This window comes from Alcanivorax sp. HI0044 (genome assembly GCF_001634945.1).
Genome location: NZ_LWEZ01001814.1, coordinates 18,046 through 39,583, shown reverse-complemented (window position 1 = coordinate 39,583; position 21,538 = coordinate 18,046). Strand labels below are relative to the sequence as shown.

17 protein-coding genes and 1 pseudogene are annotated in these 21,538 nt (G+C 57.9%); 4 read left to right on the top strand and 14 right to left on the bottom strand.

The features are described from left to right. Both A3730_RS32315 and A3730_RS27200 read left to right on the top strand, forming a co-directional pair. Positions 1-433 (top strand): annotated as a pseudogene (locus tag A3730_RS32315) (hypothetical protein); the annotation flags it as partial. A 143-nt stretch (positions 434-576) separates the two neighbouring features. Then, positions 577-2,502 (top strand): bifunctional 2',3'-cyclic-nucleotide 2'-phosphodiesterase/3'-nucleotidase, encoded by a 1,926-nt coding sequence (locus tag A3730_RS27200; protein ID WP_231884064.1) that lies wholly within the window; start codon positions 577-579, stop codon positions 2,500-2,502. Between the two features lie 72 nt (positions 2,503-2,574). Here A3730_RS27200 and A3730_RS27195 read toward each other — a convergent pair whose 3' ends face one another. After that, positions 2,575-3,426: a DNA ligase gene (locus A3730_RS27195; RefSeq protein WP_063519719.1), complete on the bottom strand. Its 852-nt coding sequence runs from the start codon at positions 3,424-3,426 to the stop codon at positions 2,575-2,577. A gap of 145 nt (positions 3,427-3,571) precedes the next feature. On the opposite strand from A3730_RS27195, the gene msrB reads away from it, so the two are divergent. Next, positions 3,572-4,633, top strand: a complete 1,062-nt coding sequence (gene msrB / locus A3730_RS27190) for a peptide-methionine (R)-S-oxide reductase MsrB (RefSeq protein ID WP_063519720.1) — start codon at positions 3,572-3,574, stop codon at positions 4,631-4,633. 71 nt (positions 4,634-4,704) lie between these two features. On the opposite strand, the gene A3730_RS27185 is transcribed toward msrB, so the two are convergent. The 4 genes from A3730_RS27185 to A3730_RS27170 form a co-directional block, all read right to left on the bottom strand. After that, entirely contained in the window at positions 4,705-5,637 is a 933-nt protein-coding gene (locus A3730_RS27185; protein ID WP_063519721.1) for a DUF808 domain-containing protein, read from the bottom strand. Positions 5,638-5,691: 54 nt separating this feature from the next. Continuing rightward, positions 5,692-7,056: a Na+/H+ antiporter NhaC family protein gene (locus A3730_RS27180; protein WP_063519722.1), complete on the bottom strand. Its 1,365-nt coding sequence runs from the start codon at positions 7,054-7,056 to the stop codon at positions 5,692-5,694. A 117-nt stretch (positions 7,057-7,173) separates the two neighbouring features. Continuing rightward, positions 7,174-7,461: a hypothetical protein gene (locus tag A3730_RS27175; RefSeq protein WP_197468626.1), complete on the bottom strand. Its 288-nt coding sequence runs from the start codon at positions 7,459-7,461 to the stop codon at positions 7,174-7,176. Positions 7,462-7,497: 36 nt separating this feature from the next. After that, positions 7,498-8,478: a transposase gene (locus A3730_RS27170; RefSeq protein ID WP_063519724.1), complete on the bottom strand. Its 981-nt coding sequence runs from the start codon at positions 8,476-8,478 to the stop codon at positions 7,498-7,500. A gap of 103 nt (positions 8,479-8,581) precedes the next feature. Between A3730_RS27170 and A3730_RS30700 the strand changes: the two genes are divergently transcribed. Beyond that, complete coding sequence (locus A3730_RS30700) at positions 8,582-8,740, top strand: hypothetical protein (RefSeq protein WP_197468627.1); 159 nt, start codon at positions 8,582-8,584, stop codon at positions 8,738-8,740. 293 nt (positions 8,741-9,033) lie between these two features. Here A3730_RS30700 and A3730_RS27165 read toward each other — a convergent pair whose 3' ends face one another. From A3730_RS27165 to A3730_RS27120, 9 genes are all read right to left on the bottom strand, one after another. Continuing rightward, entirely contained in the window at positions 9,034-12,303 is a 3,270-nt protein-coding gene (locus A3730_RS27165) for a carboxyl transferase domain-containing protein (RefSeq protein WP_063519725.1), read from the bottom strand. Between the two features lie 375 nt (positions 12,304-12,678). Then, the gene (gene glmS / locus A3730_RS27155) at positions 12,679-14,508 is read right to left on the bottom strand and encodes a glutamine--fructose-6-phosphate transaminase (isomerizing) (RefSeq protein WP_063539344.1); all 1,830 of its coding nucleotides are present in this window, start codon (positions 14,506-14,508) and stop codon (positions 12,679-12,681) included. A gap of 122 nt (positions 14,509-14,630) precedes the next feature. Next, complete coding sequence (gene glmU / locus A3730_RS27150) at positions 14,631-15,989, bottom strand: bifunctional UDP-N-acetylglucosamine diphosphorylase/glucosamine-1-phosphate N-acetyltransferase GlmU (RefSeq protein WP_063539343.1); 1,359 nt, start codon at positions 15,987-15,989, stop codon at positions 14,631-14,633. Between the two features lie 165 nt (positions 15,990-16,154). Further along, a complete protein-coding gene (locus tag A3730_RS27145) occupies positions 16,155-16,577 on the bottom strand; it encodes a F0F1 ATP synthase subunit epsilon (RefSeq protein ID WP_007150605.1) in 423 nt (140 codons plus the stop codon). 22 nt (positions 16,578-16,599) lie between these two features. Next, on the bottom strand, positions 16,600-17,982 hold the full coding sequence (gene atpD, locus A3730_RS27140; RefSeq protein WP_063519296.1) for a F0F1 ATP synthase subunit beta: 1,383 nt from the start codon (positions 17,980-17,982) through the stop codon (positions 16,600-16,602). 49 nt (positions 17,983-18,031) lie between these two features. Then, on the bottom strand, positions 18,032-18,892 hold the full coding sequence (gene atpG, locus A3730_RS27135) for a F0F1 ATP synthase subunit gamma (protein WP_063519297.1): 861 nt from the start codon (positions 18,890-18,892) through the stop codon (positions 18,032-18,034). A gap of 23 nt (positions 18,893-18,915) precedes the next feature. Then, the gene (atpA, locus tag A3730_RS27130) at positions 18,916-20,460 is read right to left on the bottom strand and encodes a F0F1 ATP synthase subunit alpha (protein WP_063519298.1); all 1,545 of its coding nucleotides are present in this window, start codon (positions 20,458-20,460) and stop codon (positions 18,916-18,918) included. Between the two features lie 16 nt (positions 20,461-20,476). Then, positions 20,477-21,013: a F0F1 ATP synthase subunit delta gene (locus tag A3730_RS27125; protein WP_063519299.1), complete on the bottom strand. Its 537-nt coding sequence runs from the start codon at positions 21,011-21,013 to the stop codon at positions 20,477-20,479. Positions 21,014-21,028: 15 nt separating this feature from the next. After that, positions 21,029-21,499, bottom strand: coding sequence for a F0F1 ATP synthase subunit B (locus A3730_RS27120; RefSeq protein WP_063519300.1), 471 nt, complete (start codon positions 21,497-21,499; stop codon positions 21,029-21,031). Between the last annotated feature and the right edge of the window lie 39 nt (positions 21,500-21,538).

Genomic DNA, 21,538 nt, shown 5'->3' with positions numbered 1-21,538 from the left:
GAACAACCCGGCAGTGATCGGCGAAACCCTGCAGGTGAGCGGCGAGCGTGACGTCTACATGGGCGAGCCCAGCATCGAGTACGTCACCGACATGGCACTGGTGGACGGCAGCAGTGGCGGCGGCAGTTGTGGCAGCAGCGGCGCGGTGTCGGTAAGCGATGCCTACGCCAGCAGCCAGGGCACCCCGCTCACCGTGGTGGGCGAAGTGATCGGCGGGGTTAACGACCCCTATGCCCTGGAGCTGGGCGACCTGAACAACAGCACCAGCGTCTACGTGAAGCTGGAGCCCGACCAGCGCGCCGAATACAGCCCCGCCAACAACCCGGCAATGATCGGCCAGACCCTGGAAGTGGACGGCGTGCGCGACCTGTACATGAGTTATCCCAGCCTGGAATCGGTGAACGCTCTCACCGTGATCAGCCACTGCCCCTGATGCTTTTCAAAAACTCCCCGGCGGCGTTCGCGCCGCCCTTCTTTCAACCCGATACACAGGAAACACCATGAAAGCTTCACTGCGATCCCTGCTCGCTCTGTCGCTGGCCGGCGGCGCTTTGCTCAGCGGCTGCGGCGGCGATAATGACAACTCTTCCTCCCAACAGGACGCCCCCCCCCCGGGTGGATCTGCGTTTGATGGAAACCACCGACATCCACGCCAACGTGATGGACTACAACTACTACAGTGACAGCGTAGATAACGGCCATGGACTGGTGCGCACCGCCATGCTGGTCAAGCAGGCCCGCGCCGAAATCACCTACCCGGAAAACGCTGCGTTAGTCGATAACGGCGACCTGATCCAGGGCAGCCCCATGGGCGACTGGCGCCAGGCGCAAGGGCTCACCAGCGGTGAAGTGCACCCGGTCTACAAGGTCATGAACGAAATGGCCTACGACGTGGGCAACTACGGTAACCACGAATTCAACTATGGCCTGGATTTCCTCGCCGAAAGCGTGGACGACGCCGCCTTCCCCTACATCAGCGCCAACGTATTCAGCGCCGACGGCAGCACCCCCTATTTCGATCAGTACAAGTTAATCACCAAGACAGTCTACGACCGGAACGGCAACCCCCACGACCTGACCCTGGGCTTTATCGGCTTCCTGCCACCGCAAATCATGCAGTGGGACAAGAAGAACCTGGAAGGCAAAGTCACCGCCAAGGACATCAAGGCCACCGCGGAGTTACTGGTGCCGAAGATGAAGGCAGAAGGCGCAGACATCATCGTTGCCATTCCCCACTCCGGCATTAACACCACCGCCTACTCGGAAGACGCCAAGGCGGAAAACAGCAGCTGGTATCTGGCGGACGTGGACGGCATCGATGCCATCATGTTCGGCCACAGCCACCTGACTTTTCCCTCGAATGCCTTTGCCGGCACCGCCAACGTGGATCTGGAAAAAGGCACCATTAAGGGAGTGCCGTCGGTCATGCCCGGTTTCTGGGGCAGCCACCTGGGTATCATCGACCTGACCCTGGCGCTCAATGAGGACGGCGAAAGCTGGACCATGGTGGACAGCAAGGTGGAAGCCCGGGCCCTGGACCCGGAGGGCGAAGCGGATGCCGCCCTCACCGCCCTGGTGAAACCCGACCACGACGCCACCCTGGACTACATGGGTCAGGTGATCGGCGAGTCCACTGACGACATCTTCAGCTTCCTGGCGGTGGTGAAAGATGACCCTTCCATCCAGATCGTCAGCGATGCCCAGAAAGACTATGTGGAAGACGCCATTGTCGGCACCGAACTGGATGGGCTGCCGGTGCTGTCCGCCGCCGCCCCCTTCAAAGCCTGTGATCGTGATGGCGTCTGTGCCGAGGAAAGCAGCTTTACCGTAGTGCAGGCCGGCGAACTGCAAGTGAAGAACATCGCCGACCTGTACCTGTACCCCAACACCCTGATGGCAGTGAAGGTAACCGGGGCCGAACTGGAGCAGTGGCTGGAATGTTCTGCTTCACAGTTCTTCCAGATCACCGACACCGCCGACCGCCAGGAATTGGTGGATTTCAGTGGCTTCCCCACCTACAACTTCGATGTGATCGATGGCGTGACCTACCAGATTGATGTGACCGAACCGGCCCGCTATGACCGTGACTGCAAGAAGGTCAGCGACGGTACTCGCATCGCCAATCTGCAGTTCGAAGGCGCAGCCATCGACCCGGCCCAGGAATTTCTCATCGCCACCAACAACTACCGTGCAGGCGGCGGTAACTTTGCCGGCACCGGCGGCGATCATATCGTCATCGAATCCCCGGACGAAAACCGCCAGGTGGTCGGCAATTACATCCAGGACAACAGCCCGGTAACGCCTACCGCCGATAACAACTGGTCCTTCGCACCGATCCTGGGTTACAGCAGTGATCTGCAAATCGTCTTCCGGGTACCCAACACCGACCGCGCCAAGAACTTCGTGGCCGACGCGGTGGCCGGTGCCGGCGGCAGCTTTATGGCCTCCCTGCTGGATGACAGCGGCAACGAAGCCATCTACGAGCTGAACCTGCAGCCCTGAGGCATTCATCCCGGCCTGCCATCACAGGGTGGGCCGGGTGACATCGCTGCACCCGAAACCACAAAACTGCCGTTACGGCTCTGCCAACGGTTCGTCGTTTCTGATCCGCAGAAAACTGGCAAAGCGTGGCAGCCCCGTGGCTGTTTTGCCGAAATACTTGTAGGTCACGGTGGTGCCCAATGGTGGCGGCGTTTTGCGCTGTTTATCGGTAAAGCCGGTGCCCAAGCGGAACTGCCGGCCATCGTCCCGCTGCACCACCAACGCCCCCAGCATGCCCCGGTACTTGCCTTTCCCTTCCGTGTGGCCAACCACCACGGCTTCCGCATCCTGGTAGGTCTTCACTTTCAGAATCGCATCACTGCGGCCCGCCTGGTACAGGCTGTCCCCGTGATGCAGCATCAGGCCTTCACCTCCCGCCGCCATGACCTTGTCCAGCCGCTGCAACAGTGCCGCGTGACTGGACGCGGGCTGCTGCTCTATTACGGAAAACGTATAGGCATTACTGGCTGACGCCAGCGCCTTCATTTGTTGAATACGCTGCGAGAAAGGCGCCTCACTGGCGGGCAGATCAAACACCTGGTATCGAATCTGTCGCCACTCCTTTGCATCGGGCTGCAACCGGCGTACCGCAGCGGACACCTGTGCAAATCGCCCGCGCCCCATCCACAGCTCTCCATCCATGGGCGTATCCGGATAACCGCGCACAAACCAGGCCGGCGCCTTGATCACGTGCCCGCCTTTGCTGATCAACTGCTCCCCATTCCAGTAGGCCCGCACCCCGTCCAGCTTTTCGCTGACCCAATACCCCTGCAGCGCCATCCCTTTCTCATAGCTCTGCGCCAGCTGTAGTGCCGGGCCCTGCGCCAGGCACCACCCGGCCATTAACCACAGGCCAATAATGGCCAGCCTTTGTCTGCTCTTCACGGCATCCTCCCCGGTTTATGTCAGGCTGGCACCATGACAGATTCCGGCCGTGCGCCCTGTCCGTTTGCGCACACCGGTGATGTAAGCCATAACAGTTGCAACAAATCGCGATCGGCTGCATCCAACAGGCAGGAGGTAAAAAATTATGCGAATTATCACATTAATGGGATTGCTGGTGATCAGCGCGCCGAGCCTGGCTGCCGAAGCCTATTTCGCCGGTGGCTGTTTCTGGTGTACCGAGTCCGACTTTGAGCAACTGGACGGCGTGAGCGATGCCATCAGTGGTTATGCCGGTGGTGACGAGTTGAACCCCAGTTATGAGCAGGTGGCATCCGGAAACACCGGGCACACCGAAGCGGTCAAGGTGATCTACGACCCCGAGATAGTCAGCTATGCCAATCTGGTGACCTGGTTATGGCAACACATTGATCCAACCGATGCCAACGGGCAATTTGTGGACCGTGGTAAACAGTACCGCAGCGAAATTTTTTATCAGACGGCTGACGAGAAGAAAATCGCCGAAGCGTCACGGGCTGCCCTGGAAAAAAGCGGCCGTTTCGACAAGCCCATCGTTACCGATGTCACCAAACTGGATACCTTCTATCCGGCCGAAGACTACCACCAGAACTACTACAAAACGCACTCCATCAAGTACAAGTACTACCGCTATCGCTCCGGCAGGGACCAGTTCCTGGAAGAGCACTGGGACGACCCGAGCCACCGGCCCTGGCTTGAAAAAAAGGTCACCCAGTCATGGCAGGGGCCGGATAATTTTGAGCGCCCCAGCGACGAGGAACTGAAAAAATCCCTGCCGGAACTGGTCTACAAGGTCACCCGCGAAGATGCCACCGAGCGCGCCTTCCAGAACCGTTACTGGGACAACAAGGCCGAAGGTATTTATGTGGATGTGATCAGTGGCGAACCGCTTTTTTCGTCGAAAGACAAATACAAGTCTGGCACCGGCTGGCCCAGCTTTACCCAACCCATTGATCAATCCTTTATCACCGTGCACGAGGACAACACCCTGTTCACCACCCGCACGGAAGTACGCAGCCGCTATGCGGACTCTCATCTTGGCCACGTTTTCGGAGACGGCCCTGCGCCCACCGGGAAACGCTGGTGCATGAACTCCGCCGCGTTACGGTTTGTTCCCGTCGATCAAATGGCAGAACAGGGTTACGAGAAGCACCTCTCGTTATTTGAATAATTCTTTTGCAAAAAAAAGCGCGAGCAGTTTTTACTGTTCGCGCTTTTTTCATGTCAATTTTTCGTTCTCTCTTACTGTTTTTTCAATTTCCCTGCACCGTTGACCAACAGCAATAAGACACTTCCGGCAATAATACCCAACACCAGATTCGCCAGCATGGGCGCCACAGCACTAAGGAAACCCGACAACGGCAATGGCGCCATGGCGTCGTCCAGATGATGCAGCGCATCGTGGCTGCCCGGCAGGCCATGAAGCAAAATTCCACCACCTACCAGAAACATGGCCGCCGTACCCGCAATAGAAAGAAACTTCATTAAACGCGGGGCAAAGCCCAGCAACATTTTCCCCAAAGCCTCACGGGCTTTTCCGCCTTTTTGCTTAGCCGTCTCAATCAAATGCAAGCCCGCATCATCCAGCTTGACGATGCCGGCCACCAGACCGTAAACGCCAATCGTCATGGCGATTGCGATGACACTCACTACCATCGCCTGCTGAACGAAAGGCGCGTCTTGCACTGTGCCCAGAGCGATCACGATAATTTCTGCGGAAAGAATAAAATCGGTGCGCACCGCACCTTTGATTTTATTTTTCTCAAAAGCGACCAGATCCATATCCGGGTCTGCCATGGCTTTAAGTTTTTCTTCATGGTGCTGAGCATCCTCTTTGCCATGAAGAAATTTATGCGCCAGTTTTTCTACCCCTTCGTAACACAGGTACGCCCCTCCCAGCATCAATAGCGGCGTAATCAACCAGGGAAGAAAAGCGCTGATCAACAGCGCCGAAGGCACCAGAATGAACTTGTTGCGCATGGAGCCTTTCGCCACCGCCCACACCACCGGCAGCTCACGTTCCGCACGAACGCCGGAGGTTTGCTCCGCATTCAATGCCAGGTCATCCCCCAGCACCCCTGCGGTTTTTTTTGCCGCCACCTTGGTCATCACTGACACGTCATCAAGCACCGTTGCAATATCATCCAGCAACGTCAACAAACTGGTTCCTGCCACGTCATTTATCCTTAAACAATGGGATCAATCCGAAAAATCGTATCGACAAGCCTATCACGCCTCCACACTCTCTTTATCAGGCAGCGGCAAGCGCGGCCGGTTAATGGCGATCGCGGCGATACCGGCAATGGCCAGGGCCCAGCAATAATGAATGGAACTGATTAGCGCCAGGGGAGACAGCTCAGCGATGGAGCAGGCCAGCAGTACCTGGGCACCGTAGGGAATCAGGCCCTGCACCACGCAGGAAAAAATATCCAGCAGGCTGGCAGAACGGCGCAGGTCCACGCCGTGATCGTTGGCAATGTCGCGGGCCATTTCGCCGGTGAGCACGATGGCCACGGTGTTGTTGGCCACAAAGATATTGGCGAATACCACCAGCAGGGCAATGCCTACTTCGCCTGCTTTTTGCAGTGGCAACTTCAGCAATCTTGTCAGCCCGTGAATCCGCTCGATCACCCAGCGGGTGCCGCCCTGATCCGTCATCAATTGTGAGAGACCACCAATCAACATGGACAGCAGCATGATTTCGAACATGCCTTCAAAGCCCTTGTAGATAGCCCCGTTCATGGTGGCGAGCGTATAGTCCGGCATCATCACCATGCCGGTGATCCCGGCAGTGACAATACCCACGATCAGTACCGCCAGCACGTTCAGCCCACTGAGCGCCAACCCGAATACCAGCAGGTAGGGCACCACCAGCGCAAACCGGAAGGGCTCGGCTTCTACCTGGTGCTCACCGCCACCCAGCACAATCAACAACAGCACCGTCAGCACTGCCGCCGGCACGGCAATCCAGATATTGACCCGGAACTTGTCCTTCAACGACACGCCCTGGCTGCGAGTCGACGCAATGGTGGTATCGGAAATCATCGACAGGTTGTCGCCAAACATGGCACCACCCACCACCGCACCCAAGGCCAGCGGGACGGACAGTTCCGTGGCCCCGGCAAAGCCAACGGCAATGGGCGCCGTGGCCGCAATAGTGCCCATGGAGGTCCCCATGGCGGTGGCGATAAAGGCAGAAATCAGGAACAGGGCGGGCAATACCCACTGGGCAGGAATGATGGTCAGCCCCAGCTGCACGGTGGCCTCCACACTGCCAATGCTCTCACTGACGCTGGCAAACGCCCCGGCGAGCAGGAACACCAGGCACATAAGCAGCAGGTTGGGATGACCGATCCCCGCCAGCAGTCGATCCACGCTGGCGTTGACCCGCTGACCGGCCACCCGCGCCATCAGCATGGACAACACGATAGCTGCCATGGCCACCACCGGTGCCTTGATCTGGTAGAAGGCGAAATCTTTCCCCAGGGAGGTGTAATACAAGCCACTGCCGAGAAACACGGCCAGAAAGAACAGCAAGGGAAGAAGGGGCCAGGCGCGGGGAATGACGGCGTTCTGGGTCTTGGCTTCGCTCATGAGTCGCCCCGATCATTGAATGATCAGCCCAGTGTAGAGATTTCATGGCAGTGACGGTAGCAACCCCCGATACGAAACCTGCCCGCCTGCACGCGCAAGGCATTTCAGGAAAGCCACTTACTCATGCGTCACTCCCGGCGCCTGCAGACGCAAGCTGAACATGGCCGTCAGTAACGCAACGCCAGCGGCCAACACCAGGCTAAATCGCAGCCCCACCATAAAGTTGGACGACTGAGCCAGCAGTGCCCCGAACACCGCCACCGCCAGCGCACCGCCCACCTGACGACTGGTGTTGAACACCCCGCTGGCGGTACCGGTCAACGGGGTGGGCACGCTGCTGAGCAACACCGCTGTGATTGGCGGTGCGATCAATCGGGAAGGAAACACGGAAACACGAGGAAACACGGGACACGCATAAATTTAATCAGCAAAAATAGCAATTTACCATCCCGCCAGGCTTTGCCCCGCAATCCATTTGCGTCCCGTCATCTGTGCGTACTCTTTCAGCTTATCCAACGCACCCAATGCAATGGGCTTCCGCTGCTGTTTCGGCTTCATATGGGCTAACCACGCCTTCTCATCTATTCCCAGACGATCCAGCACACCTGCCGCATGTGCTGAGATTGCGCCACGCTTGTCATCGCGGACAGCCCGGCCTGTGCTATCGACAAGCTCCAGATAGTCCATTAATCGAAAACGGCATACCGTATCGTCATCCTCTGCTTCCGCTGTATTTGCAGCAACCATCGGCAGAAGTGTGGGCTTTAGGTTGTCTTCAGACTCTGACATAACGGCTTCTGAGCGTTGCTGAATCGAAGTGTAATCGGACTCCTCAGGTGTTTCTGCCATAGCCGCGCGCACCGGGTTGAGATCCACATAGGCCATACACTGCAGCACCGCCTTCTCATCCAGCAAGGCCTGGCATTTGTAGCGGCTTTCCCAGAACCGGCCCTTACAACAATCTTCCTCATTGGCCTTACGGGCCAGATACTCATTTAGACACTTCATGAACCAGCCAAGGTCATACAGGCGCTCACGCCAGGTTTGCACGATCTCCAATGCCTTAAGCGTTTCCGCGGACTCAGTCTCTCCCTTGAGCCAACGTGTGACGATCAATGGCCCTCTGAATAACTGCATCCACCGGTCTGCCACTTCCTGATCAGACCAGCCCAAGGCTTTCTTCTGGTTAATACGAAGGACTACATGGTAATGATTGGACATCACCGCATAGGCACAAAGGTCGATGGCAAACACCTCACCCAACACGGCAAGGCGATCCACCACCCATTGGCGGCGATGCTCATAATCCTGACCGGAATAATGATCCTGACCACACAGAAAGGCCCGCCGCACACAGCGGCAGATACAGTGATAGTAAGACGTGGAATCCAGCGAAACCTGGCTATAACGCGCTCGGGTCATTACAAGCCTCCTTGCTTATCCATCACCCAACACTACTGACTACTCAAACCCAACTACATCAGAAAACAACCACAAACCCCGTAAGACATTCCCCAATTCATGCGTGTCCCCGATTAGTTTTGGGGGCGCCCTGCGCCGGGTACTGGCAGACTGGTGCCCGCCCTTTGACGGCTTCTGCCTGTGCTACTCCGGGCGCCGCAACATCAGCTCCGCGTTCCGCCTGGTCATCGACCGCCTGCGCTACGACCCGGCAAGGGATTAACGCCCCACTGTAGGAGCGGTGGTTCCACCGCGAACCGGGTAAGCCGTGCCACGGCTATCGCGGTCGAACGACCGCTCCTACAAAATCGCCTGCTACCCCACGCCCACCGCAGGAACGTAGCGCAGCGGAGTAACGCACGCAGCGCGGCCCCGAAGTGGTGAGCGCAGCGAATAACCAGCCTGCTGGCGAAAAGACAGTAACGAGTTGCGAGATGCGAGTTTCGAAAGGCAAAACCTGCAAGCCGCTCCGGCCAGGTTTTCGCAGCTCGAAACTCGTAGCTCGTAGCTGCTTTTTCAGAACGTATCCACAAACGGCCGCCCACCGTGGGTACCCGTCTTGAACCCCGACGCATTCAACCCGCGCAGGATCCACTGACGCGTGTCCACCGGATCAATCACCGCATCGATCTCCAGGAAGCTGGCCATGTTCAGGGCCTTGCCCTGTTGATACGCCTTGGACACCAGCTTGTTGAACAGACGCTCCTGACGCTCGGGGGTCGGCTGGGCCGCCAGTTCCTTGGCGAAGCCAAGCCGCACGGCGCCTTCCAGCCCCATGGCGCCGAACTCGCCGCTGGGCCAGGCCGCGATGAACAGCGGCGAATGGAAACTGCCTGCCGCCATGGCCTGGGCACCCAGACCATACCCCTTGCGCAGCACGATGGTGAGAAACGGAACGGTAAGGCTGGCAGCGGCCACAAACATGCGCGACACATGGCGTACCGTTCCCTGCTTTTCCGCTTCCGGGCCGACCATGAAGCCAGGGGTGTCGCACAGGGACACCATGGGCAGGCCGAAGGCTTCGCACAGCTGCATAAAACGCGCTGCCTTGTCGCCACCCACCGCATCGATGGCACCGCCCAGGTAAGTGGGATCATTGGCGATCAATCCGAACGGTTTGCCTTCGATTCGTATCAGCGCCGTGATCATGCCCGGCGAAAAGCCCCGCCGCAGTTCCAGCACCGAGCCGCTGTCGGCAAGGGTCTCGATCACGTTGCGAATGTCGTAAACACGGGTACGCTTTTCCGGAATCTTGTGGCGCAGTTCGCGCTGGTCCGCGACCTGCCAATCCTCAACCGTGCCCTGAAAATAGGACAGGTACTGTTTGGCCACGGCCACCGCGTCGGCCTCATCGTCCACCGCGATATCCACCACGCCGGTGGCAGTGTGCATATCCACCGGGCCCACCTGTTCCGGGGTATAACGGCCCAGGCCACCGCCTTCGATCATGGCCGGACCGGCCATGCCGATGGTGGAATCCTTCGTGGCGATAATCACATCACAGCAGCCCAGCAAGGCCGCGTTACCGGCAAAGCAACGACCGGAGCCGATCCCCACCAGCGGCACCTCGCCGGACAGTTTTGCCATGGCCGCAAAGGTGGGGCAGTCCAGTCCGCCCACACCGACAAAGTCGGTATCACCGGGGCGGCCACCGCCGCCTTCGGCGAACAACACCAGCGGCATTTTCCACTGCCCGGCCAGTTGCAGCAGGCGATCGGTCTTCTTGTGATTCATCACCCCTTGGGTACCGGCGAACACGGTGTAGTCGTAACTCATGGCCATGACCCGACCCGCCTGCTCACCCACCTGATCCGCGTTGACCGTACCGGTACCACCGATCAGCCCATCCGCCGGACTCATGGCCTGCAGCTCTTCCGCACTGCGACGGCGACGCTGGGCCGCCAGCGCCATGGCGCCGTATTCCTGAAAGCTGCCAGTATCCAGCAGATCATCCAGGTTTTCCCGGGCGGTTCGCTTGCCCTTGCGGTGACGTTTTTCCACCGCCTTCGGGCGGCCTTCGTCGCTGATGGCGTGATGACGATCCAGCACCTCGGCCAGGTCCTTGCGGATATGGTCCAGATCCACGCTTTCTTCCGTGGCGATGGCGGGCCCATCCACCTCGCCGGGCTCCACAAACAACAACGGCGCGGCTTCATTCAGCGCATCGCCCTCCTCGGCCGCCAGGCTGTGAACCCGACCCGCCATGGTGGCGCGAATTTCAAACTCCATCTTCATGGCTTCCAGCACCGCTACCACCTGACCTGCCTGCACGGTCGCGCCCTCATTGACCAGCACGGACACCAGTACGCCAGTGGTGGGGCTGAGCAAGGCATCGCAGCCAGTAGGAATCGCCACGGTTTCCATGGTTTGAGCCGATCCAGCGGCGGGCAATTCCGCAGACACCTCAGGCAGGGCCGCCAACAACTCGGCAAGATGACTTTCCACATAGCGTGTGGTGACCGCATTGGCCTGCACCGCGTCACTGGTCAGCAACGCCTGCAAAAGTGGGAGGTTGCTTTGTACGCCGGCGATACGGGTCTGTTTCAGTGCTCGGCGGGCGCGTTGCAATACCGCCCCGTAATCCGCGCCTGTCACAATCAGCTTGGCCAGCAGGGAATCGTAGGCCGGGCTCACCGCGTAACCCGCATAGCCGTAGCCATCCACCCGGATCCCTGGCCCGCTGGCAGGCTCATAGGCCGTCAGGGTACCGGCGGACGGCGCGGTGCTGCCATCGGCCTTGAGGGTTTCCATATTCAGGCGCAGCTGTACCGCCATGCCGTCACAAACCGGCGGCGTATCCAGCTGCAGGTCCGCCAGGCTGGCCCCCGCCGCCAGACAAATCTGGCTCTGCACCAGATCTACCCCGGTTACCTGTTCCGTGACGGTGTGCTCCACCTGCACTCGCGGGTTGGCTTCCATAAAGTAGAAACGACCCTGTTCCGGCTCCACCAGAAACTCGAAGGTGCCGATCCCCAGATAGTGCACCTCGGCGGCCAAAGTCAGGGCACTGTGGATGATGCGATCGCGCAGGGCAGGATCGAGACCTGGCGCCGGGGCAAATTCCACCAGCTTCTGGTGGCGACGCTGCAGGGTACAGTCGCGCTCCCACAGATGACTCACCGCCCCACTGCCATCGCCCAGCACCTGCACTTCCACATGCCGTGCGGCGGTGATGAGCTGCTCCACATAGACCGCCGCATTGCCGAAGGCCGCTTTCGCTTCCGACTGGCAACGCTGATACGCCGCTTCCAGATCATTGGGGTCAGTGACCGCTCGCATACCGCGCCCGCCACCGCCGCTCAGTGCCTTGATCATCACGCCACTGCCGTCCAGTGACGCCATAAAGGCTTTTGCCTCTTCCAGCGACACCGCCTGCGCAGTGCCCTGCACCAACGGTACCTGACACTTCGCCGCCAGCGCGCGGGCCGCCGCCTTGTCGCCAAACAACCGCAGGGTCTGCGCTCCCGGCCCGATCAAGGCCAGCCCCGCCTGGCTGCACTGCTCGGCAAAATCCGCGTTTTCTGCCAGAAAGCCATAACCGGGGTGGATGGCCTCACAGCCCTGCTCCCGGGCAATGGCAATCAGCTGCGCGCCCTTCAGATAGGCGGGCACACCCCGGCCCGGCAACGCCACCGCCTCATCCACCTGACGGGTATGCAGGGATGCCTGATCATCTTCGGCAAACACCCCCACAGACCGAATCCCCAGATCCGCACAGGCATTGGCAATACGAATGGCAATCTCACCACGGTTGGCGATCAGGATGGCAGAAAACGGGACGGACACGGCGGACTCCAGTCTTAGATTCGACGGCAAAGACCACAGTGTAGCCAGTTGGGGTTATCGATGGCATTGATCGGGGTGCATGGAGGGGTATGCATTGGGTTAATGCTGTCGGCCGGCTCAAAAGGCCATCCAGCTAGCAATGAGTCCGTGTACCGGAGTCTGGAGAGGCGACAACCCAAGGGTTAGCTTAGTTGACGCGTCCTTCTGGTCCGACCCTGACTCCTCGAACCGGTCCAGTCCAAGAATCCACTCTCCTGACCCACGGATCACCGCCCAGAAACGACGAACCCCGCTCAAGGCAGGGTTCGTCAGCAACCTGAAGCCCGGCATAGCCGGGCTCGTTATTAACTATTCACTATTAATTATTCACTGCTTTTATTCAACCGTCACTGACTTCGCCAGATTCCGCGGCTGATCCACATCTGTCCCCCGCAGCACGGCCACATGATAGCTGAGTAACTGCAACGGCACGGTATAGACGATGGGAGAGATGGTTTCCGGTATCGCCGGCATGTTCAGCACGTGGATACCTTCGCCTTCTTTTACGTGGGCGTTCTTGTCGGCGAACACGTACAGCTCGCCGCCACGGGCGCGGACTTCCTGCAGGTTGGATTTCAGTTTTTCCAGCAGTTCGTCGTTGGGGGCCACGGAGACCACCGGCATTTCGCTGTCTACCAATGCCAAGGGGCCATGCTTCAATTCACCCGCTGCATAGGCTTCGGCGTGAATGTAGGAAATCTCCTTGAGCTTGAGCGCCCCTTCCAGCGCCACCGGGAACTGTACGCCACGGCCCAGGAACAGGGCATGGTGTTTTTCCACGAAGGCTTCGGAAAGTTTTTCGATGGGTTTGTCCAGCGCGGCAGCCTGCTCGATCAGGTTGGGCAGCTGGCGCAACTCTTCCAGGATTTTTTCAATCTCGTTATCCGCCAGGCCTTTTTGTCGGCCCAGTGCCAACACCAGCATCAACAACCCAACCAGTTGGGTAGTAAACGCCTTGGTGGAGGCCACACCGATTTCCGGGCCGGCCTTGGTGAGGAACACCAGTTCCGATTCGCGCACCAGGGAGGAGCTATCCACATTACACACCGCCAGGCGACCCACGTAATTGGGTGACTGGGTGTCGCGCAGGGCCGCCAGGGTATCGGCGGTTTCGCCGCTCTGGGAAATGGTGACGAACAGGGTGCCTTCCGGCACCACGTGCTTGCGGTAGCGGAACTCGCTGGCCACTTCCACCTGGCAGGGAATGCCAGCGATATCTTCCAGCCAATAGCGGGCCACCATGCCGGCGTGGTAGCTGGTACCGCAGGCGACGATCTGCACGGTCTTAACCTTGTCGAAAATCGCCGGGGCTTTTGCGCCGAAGGATTCGATCAGGCTTGCCGGGTTGTCGATGCGACCTTCCAGGGTTTTCTGGATGGCCGCCGGCTGCTCGAAGATTTCCTTCTGCATGTAGTGGCGGTATTCACCTTTTTCCGCATCTTCATGGGTGCCGTCGAACTCGTGGGCTTCACGGGTTACCGGGTTGCCGGCTGCATCGACGATGCGCACGCTGTCGGTGGTGATTTCTGCCTGGTCGCCTTCTTCCAGAAAGATAAAGCGGTTGGTCACCGGCAGCAGGGCCAGCTGGTCCGACGCGATGTAGTTTTCATCAATGCCCAAGCCAATGACCAGAGGGCTGCCGGAACGAACGGTGACCAGCTTGTGCGGTTCTGAGGCATGAATGACGCCCAGTGCGTAAGCGCCATCCAGCTTTTTGGTGACCGCCTGCACGGCGTCAAACAGGTTCAGGCCACTGTCCAGCGCCTGGTGCACCAGATGGACGATGACTTCTGTATCGGTCTGGGATTCGAAGTGGTAGCCGCTGGCTTCCAGTTCGTCTTTCAGTTCCTGAAAGTTTTCGATAATGCCGTTGTGCACCAGCGCCAGATCACCACCGGACATGTGCGGATGGGCATTGGCTTCTGAAGGCTTGCCATGGGTAGCCCAGCGAGTATGGGCAATGCCGGTGAAACCTTCTGTATGTTCTTGCGTGGCCGCCGCCTCCAAACCAGCAACCTTGCCCTGACGACGCACCCGGCTAATACCGTTGTCATTCAACAGTGCCACACCGGCGCTATCGTAACCCCGGTACTCAAGCCGTTTGAGCCCGGTGATCAAGATATTTGTTACGTTACGCTGGGCAATGGCCCCGACAATTCCACACATGCTTAATTTTCCCTAATTCTGTTTCTGATAGTGGATGTTCCGGTGGTGATTCGGTAACGCCTGCCCGCTCTACAAATAGCGTTGTAACGCGGGTTTCGCTACCAACTTTCCACTATCAACTGTCAACTTTTCTTGGTGGGGCGCTTCCAGTCGCTGACGTTGCGCTGCTGGCCACGGGCAACGGCCAGGCCGTTGTCATCCACATCCTTGGTGATAGTGCTACCCGCCCCGACGGTGGCGTTTTCGCCAATTGTCACGGGGGCAACCAGTGACGAGTTGGAGCCAATAAAGGCACCATCTTTCATCACTGTCTGGAATTTGTTGGCGCCATCGTAGTTGCAGGTAATGGTCCCCGCGCCCACGTTCACCCCTTTACCAATCTGGCTATCGCCAATATAGGTCAGGTGGTTCACTTTCGAGCCTTCGCCAATGTAGGACTTTTTGGTTTCAACAAAGTTGCCAACCTTGGCTTTGTCGGCCAGTTCCGTACCCGGACGCAAACGAGCATAAGGGCCCAGCTGGCAGTTTTCCCCCACGATGGCACTATCGATCAGGGTGTTCGCTTCAATCACCGTGCCGGCGCCAATGTTGGCGTCGCGCAGAATACAGTTGGGGCCGATGACCACGCCTTCGTCGATGGTCACGTCGCCTTCCAGGATCACATTCACATCAATGATGACATCACTGGCGATCTGCACGCTGCCACGGATATCCAGGCGGGACGGGTCCAGCAGCGTGACGCCATCGCGCATCAGGGTTTCTGCCTGGGCCTGCTGATAAATGCGTTCAAGGCGGGCCAATTGCACCCGGTCATTCACGCCATCCACTTCCCAACCTTCGTTGGGCTGCAGGGTTTCCACATTCAGGCCGGACTGGGACGCCATGGCGATCAGGTCGGTGAGATAGTATTCGCCCTGGGCATTATTGCTGGAGAGTTTTGGCAGGCTTTCTTCCAGAAAACGGCGAGAGCAGGCCAGAATGCCCGTATTGATTTCCTGAATTCCCAACTCGGCTTCGCTGGCATCTTTCTGTTCAACGATGCGCTGCACGTTATTCTGCCCATCGCGAACAATACGGCCATAGCCGTTCGGGTCGTTCAGGGTCAGGGTCATCAACGCCAGGGTGTTGTCGTCCACGGAGGCGACAAAGTCTTTCAGGGTTTCCGGGCGGATCAGGGGGACATCACCATACAACACCAGCACCATGTCTTCTTTCACATGGGGCATGGCCTGCGCGACCGCATGGCCAGTGCCGAGCTGTTCGGCTTGCTCTGCCCAGGCCAGCTCACCGGTGACGGAGGCTTTTACCTGCTCGCCACCATGGCCATAGACGATAACGATGTTAGCCGGGTCCAGCGACGCCGCCGCATCAACCACGTGCTGCACCATGGGCTTACCTGCCACTGAGTGGAGCACCTTGGGCAGGGCGCTTTTCATGCGCGTTCCCTTACCCGCTGCCAGAATCACTACTGCTAGACTCATACCCTGTCCTTGTGTTTTTGCTTGCGCCTGTGCCTTGGTTTATACCACCGGGTCATTTCAATTTCTGTACTTGCAGTCAGCCATACAGGCCGTCTCGCAATGACAGAAACAAAAAAGGGTAGCACCTGGCTACCCCCTTCTGTGTTGAAGATTTGCAAAAGATGCTTACCGCGTCTTTTTCTTCAACTGTTCGATAGCACGCAGCTGTGCAACGGCTTCTGCCAGTGTGGCGGCGGCACGGGAGTAATCCATTTCGGAACTCTTGCCTTCCAGCGCTTCTTTGGCACGGGCCTTGGCACGCTCGGCTTCAGCGGCGTCCATGTTTTCAGCGCGTTCTGCGGTATCCGCCAGTACAGTTACCAGCTTCGGCTGCACTTCCAGGAAGCCGCCGGATACGTAGAACACTTCTTCCTCACCATTCTGCTTCTTCACCCGTACCGGGCCCGGCTTGAGCCGGGTCAGCAGCGGGGCGTGGCCGGGCATGATACCGAGGTCGCCTTCCACACCGGACGCTACCACGATTTCAACCAGGCCGGAGAACAGCTGGCGTTCTGCACTTACAATGTCGCAATGCACGGTCATCGCCATTTGCTTGTCTCCCGGGTGCAGGTTACTTGCTACGCTTGTTGTAGGCTTCAATCACTTCGTCGATAGAGCCCTTCATGTAGAAGTCCTGCTCCGGGATGTGATCGTAATCACCGCCAAGAATGCCCTTGAAGCCCGCGAGGGTGTCTTTCAGGGAAACATACTTGCCCGGGGAGCCAGTAAATACTTCGGCCACGAAGAACGGCTGGGACAGGTAACGCTCGATCTTACGGGCACGAGATACGGTCAGTTTATCGTCTTCTGACAGCTCGTCCATACCCAGGATCGCGATGATGTCCTTCAGCTCTTTGAAGCGCTGCAGTACGGTTTGAACGCCACGAGCGATGTCGTAGTGTTCTTGACCGATAACCAGCGGATCCAGCTGACGCGAGGTGGAATCCAGCGGGTCGATCGCCGGGTAGATGCCCTTGGAGGCGATGTCACGGCTTAGGGATACAGTGGAATCCAGGTGCGCGAAGGTGGTGGCCGGAGACGGGTCAGTCAAGTCATCCGCCGGTACGTATACCGCCTGTACGGAGGTAATGGAACCGGTCTTGGTGGAAGTAATACGCTCTTGCAGAACGCCCATCTCTTCCGCCAGGGTCGGCTGGTAACCTACCGCTGAAGGCATACGGCCCAGCAGTGCAGATACTTCGGTACCGGCCAGGGTGTAACGGTAGATGTTATCCACGAAGAACAGTACGTCGCGACCTTCGTCACGGAACTTCTCGGCCATGGTCAGACCGGTCAGCGCTACACGCAGACGGTTACCCGGCGGCTCGTTCATCTGACCGTAAACCAGCGATACTTTATCCAGTACGTTGGAGTCCTTCATTTCGTGGTAGAAGTCGTTACCCTCACGAGTACGCTCACCCACACCGGCAAACACGGAGAAACCGGAGTGCTCGATCGCGATGTTCCGGATCAGCTCCATCATGTTTACGGTTTTACCTACACCCGCACCACCGAACAGGCCAACCTTACCGCCTTTGGCGAAAGGACAAACCAGGTCGATTACCTTGATGCCGGTTTCCAGCAGTTCGTTGGTGGCTGCCTGATCCGCATAAGTAGGCGCAGCGCGGTGAATCGGCATACGCTCGTCTTCACCGATGGGGCCAGCCTCATCAATCGGGCGACCCAGCACGTCCATGATACGGCCCAGAGTCTTGGTGCCCACAGGAACCTGAATCGGTTCACCGTTATCAGTCACGCCAAGGCCGCGCTTGAGACCTTCGGTGGAGCCCATGGCGATAGTACGTACCACGCCGTCGCCCAGCTGCTGCTGAACTTCCAGGGTAGTTTCAGTACCGTCCACGGAGAGGGCGTCATATACCTTCGGTACGGCTTCGCGTGGGAATTCCACGTCGATCACAGCACCGATGATCTGAACAATACGACCGCTACTCATGCTTGCATCCTCTTAACTTGCGTTTTTGCCGCGTTAATCTGCTTGACGATTAAACCGCAGCAGCACCACCAACGATTTCGGAGATTTCCTGCGTAATAGCAGCCTGGCGTGCTTTGTTGTACACCAATTGCAGATCACGAATGATGTCACCGGCATTATCGCTGGCGGCCTTCATGGCGATCATACGTGCTGCCTGCTCACAGGCATTGTTTTCAACCACACCCTGATACACCTGAGACTCAATGAACCGCACCAGCAGTTCGTCGAGGAGCTCTTTCGGGGCCGGCTCATAAATGTAGTCCCAGTGACGCTTCAGCTCTTCATCGCTACCCGCTTCCAGCGGCAACAACTGAATATTCTTGGGCGACTGGGTCATGGTGTTCACGAATTCGTTGTACACGATGTACAAACGGTCGATCGCACCGCTTTCGTAGGCATCCAGCATCACCTTGATGGAACCGATCAGGTCATTCAGGTGTGGGGTATCCCCCAAGCCTGTGACATTCGCTTCCACGTTGCCGCCGACGCTCTTGAAGAAAGACATGCCCTTGGAGCCCACTACGCAGTAGCTGGCCTTGACACCTTTTCCTTCCCATTCCTTCGCGCTTTTGACGACGTTCTTGAGCAGGTTCACGTTGAGGCCACCGCAGAGGCCCCGATCGGAGCTCACTACGATGTAGCCAACGTTCTTGACTTCCCGCTCTTGCAGGTAAACGTGCCGGTATTCCAGATCGGCGTTAGCCAGGTGAGCAACCACCTGACGCATACGGCTGGCGTACGGCTTGCTTGCCGACATACGCTCTTGCGCCTTACGCATCTTGGAGGCTGCTACCATTTCCATTGCACGGGTAATTTTCTTCGTGCTCTGGACGCTGGCAATCTTGCCTTTGATCTCTTTACCGCTGGCCATAGGAACGTTCCTTTATCAGCGAATTACCAGGTCTGGGTGGCTTTGAACTGATCGAGAGATTCTTTGATCTCAGCTTCGATCTCGCCGTTGTAGTCACCCTTCTCGTTGATTTTATCCATCAACGCTTTCTTTTCGCTGTTCATGTAGTCCAGCAGTGCCGCTTCGAAGGGGCCGATTTTCTCGACAGCAATACCTTTCAGGTAACCTTCGTTCGCTGCGTACAGCACAACACCCATTTCAGCAACGCTCATCGGGCTGTACTGCTTCTGCTTCATCAGCTCGGTAACGGCCTGACCATGCTCCAGCTGCTCGCGAGTAGAATCGTCCAGGTCGGAAGCGAACTGGGCGAATGCGGCCAGTTCACGGTACTGAGCCAGAGCCAGACGGATACCACCGCCGAGCTTCTTGACGATCTTGGTCTGTGCAGAACCACCTACACGGGATACGGATACACCCGCGTTCATCGCCGGACGAATGCCGGAGTTGAACAGGTCGGTTTCCAGGAAGATCTGACCATCGGTAATGGAGATCACGTTGGTCGGTACGAAGGCAGACACGTCACCACCCTGGGTTTCAATGATCGGCAGCGCGGTCAAAGAACCGGTTTTGCCTTTCACTTCACCATTGGTGAACTGCTCAACATAATCTTCGTTTACCTTGGCAGCGCGCTCCAGCAGACGGGAGTGCAGGTAGAACACGTCACCAGGGTAAGCTTCACGGCCCGGCGGACGACGCAGCAGCAGGGAGATCTGGCGATATGCCCACGCTTGCTTGGTCAGATCATCATAAACGATCAGTGCATCTTCACCGCGGTCACGGAAATATTCGCCCATGGTGCAGCCGGCAAACGGTGCCAGGAACTGCATGGAAGCCGGATCAGAAGCGGAAGCGGCAACGATGATGGTGTTTTCCATCGCACCGTGCTCTTCCAGTTTGCGCACCACGTTGGCAATGGTGGACTGCTTCTGGCCGATGGCAACGTAGACACACTTAATGCCGGAGTCTTTCTGGTTGATGATCGCATCAACGGCAACGGCAGTCTTACCGATCTGGCGGTCACCAATGATCAGCTCACGCTGACCACGGCCGATTGGCACCATGGCATCGATAGACTTGTAACCGGTTTGCACTGGCTCGTTAACTTCACGACGCCAGATAACGCCAGGCGCTACCTTTTCAACCGCATCGGTCTGCTTGGCATCGACCGGGCCTTTGCCATCGATCGGGTTACCCAGAGCGTCAACCACACGGCCCAGCATTTCGGGGCCAGTGGGGACTTCCAGAATACGACCGGTACAACGGACTTTTTGACCTTCGGCCAGGCCCAGGTAATCACCCAGTACCACGGCGCCGACAGAGTCTTGCTCCAGGTTAAGGGCCATGCCGTAGATGCCGCCCTCAAACTCGATCATCTCGCCGAACATCACGTCGGCCAGACCATGAATGCGCACAATACCATCAGATACGGAAACCACCGTACCTTCGTTGCGTGCTTCGGTGGAGGTATCAAGTTTCGCAATGCGCGACTTGATAATCTCGCTGATTTCGGACGGGTTGAGTTGCTGCATCTCTAATCCCTCAAACTCAAGAGTTCAGTTGCTCTGCCAGACGGTTAAGTCGGCCGCGCACACTGCCATCAATTACGGTATCGCCGGCTCGCACCAGCACGCCCCCAATCAGGGATTGGTCGACGGAAGTTGTGACATTCACTTCCGTACCAAGGCGTTTCTTAAGCGCTGCTACCAGCTTGTCGGTAGCGGCATCGTCCAACTCGAATGCAGAGATCATCTCCACATCGGTGAACTGCTGCTGTTCGGCCAGAAGCTCGTGGAACAGTTGCAGGATGATCGGCAAAAGCGGCAGACGCTTGTTCTGCGTCAGTTGTGCAACAAAGTTGCGAGCGCTTTCGTCCAGCTCATCACCACAGACTTCTGCAAAAGCAGAAACCTTGGTGGCGTCATCCAGTTCCGGCTGGTCAAGGTAGGCACGCATGGAGGCATCACCTGCCACTGCTGCTGCCAGGCCCAGCATCTTCTCCCACTGCTCCAGGGCATCGTGCTCTTTTGCGAACACAAATGCGGCCTTGGCGTAGGGGCGTGCGATGGTGGTCAGTTCAGCCATGGGTTACCCGTATTCTCAGAGTTCAGCCGCCAGCTGCTCAAGCAACTGCGTGTGTGCGTCCTGGTTTACTTCGTTACCCAGTACCTTTTCGGCACCGTTCAACGCCAGTACAGCCACATCTTTACGCAATTGCTCGCGAGCCTGATTAACCTGTTGGTCAATCTCAGACTGGGCTTTGGCAATCAGGCGCTCACCTTCGGTGCGCGCTGCATCTTTAGCCTCTTCCACAATCTGATTAGCCCGGCGATTGGCCTGATCAATAATTTCGGCCGCCTTCTCTTTAGATTCTTTGAGATTGGCGGTCGCCTTTTCCTGCGCCAGCTCCAGATCACGCTCTGCCCGATCCGCGGCACTCAGGCCTTCGGCAATCTTCTGCTTACGCTCATCCAGCGCCCGTGAAATCGGGGGCCAAACGAACTTCATGCAGAAGAACACAAACAGGGCAAACCAAATGGCCTGGCCAATTAGTGTCGCATTAATATTCATGCCAACACCTCAATCCGCGTTGCTTTAGATTTCCCTAAA

What these genes read in the sequence shown, in the direction of transcription:
- A3730_RS27200 (WP_231884064.1), top strand. Translation starts at nt 577, where the DNA reads ATGACAACTCTTCCTCCCAACAGGACGCCCCCCCCCCGGGTGGATCTG.
- msrB (WP_063519720.1), top strand. Translation starts at nt 3,572, where the DNA reads ATGCGAATTATCACATTAATGGGATTGCTGGTGATCAGCGCGCCGAGC.
- A3730_RS27180 (WP_063519722.1), bottom strand. Translation starts at nt 7,056, where the DNA reads ATGAGCGAAGCCAAGACCCAGAACGCCGTCATTCCCCGCGCCTGGCCC.
- A3730_RS27170 (WP_063519724.1), bottom strand. Translation starts at nt 8,478, where the DNA reads ATGACCCGAGCGCGTTATAGCCAGGTTTCGCTGGATTCCACGTCTTAC.
- glmS (WP_063539344.1), bottom strand. Translation starts at nt 14,508, where the DNA reads ATGTGTGGAATTGTCGGGGCCATTGCCCAGCGTAACGTAACAAATATC.
- glmU (WP_063539343.1), bottom strand. Translation starts at nt 15,989, where the DNA reads ATGAGTCTAGCAGTAGTGATTCTGGCAGCGGGTAAGGGAACGCGCATG.
- A3730_RS27145 (WP_007150605.1), bottom strand. Translation starts at nt 16,577, where the DNA reads ATGGCGATGACCGTGCATTGCGACATTGTAAGTGCAGAACGCCAGCTG.
- atpD (WP_063519296.1), bottom strand. Translation starts at nt 17,982, where the DNA reads ATGAGTAGCGGTCGTATTGTTCAGATCATCGGTGCTGTGATCGACGTG.
- atpG (WP_063519297.1), bottom strand. Translation starts at nt 18,892, where the DNA reads ATGGCCAGCGGTAAAGAGATCAAAGGCAAGATTGCCAGCGTCCAGAGC.
- atpA (WP_063519298.1), bottom strand. Translation starts at nt 20,460, where the DNA reads ATGCAGCAACTCAACCCGTCCGAAATCAGCGAGATTATCAAGTCGCGC.
- A3730_RS27125 (WP_063519299.1), bottom strand. Translation starts at nt 21,013, where the DNA reads ATGGCTGAACTGACCACCATCGCACGCCCCTACGCCAAGGCCGCATTT.
- A3730_RS27120 (WP_063519300.1), bottom strand. Translation starts at nt 21,499, where the DNA reads ATGAATATTAATGCGACACTAATTGGCCAGGCCATTTGGTTTGCCCTG.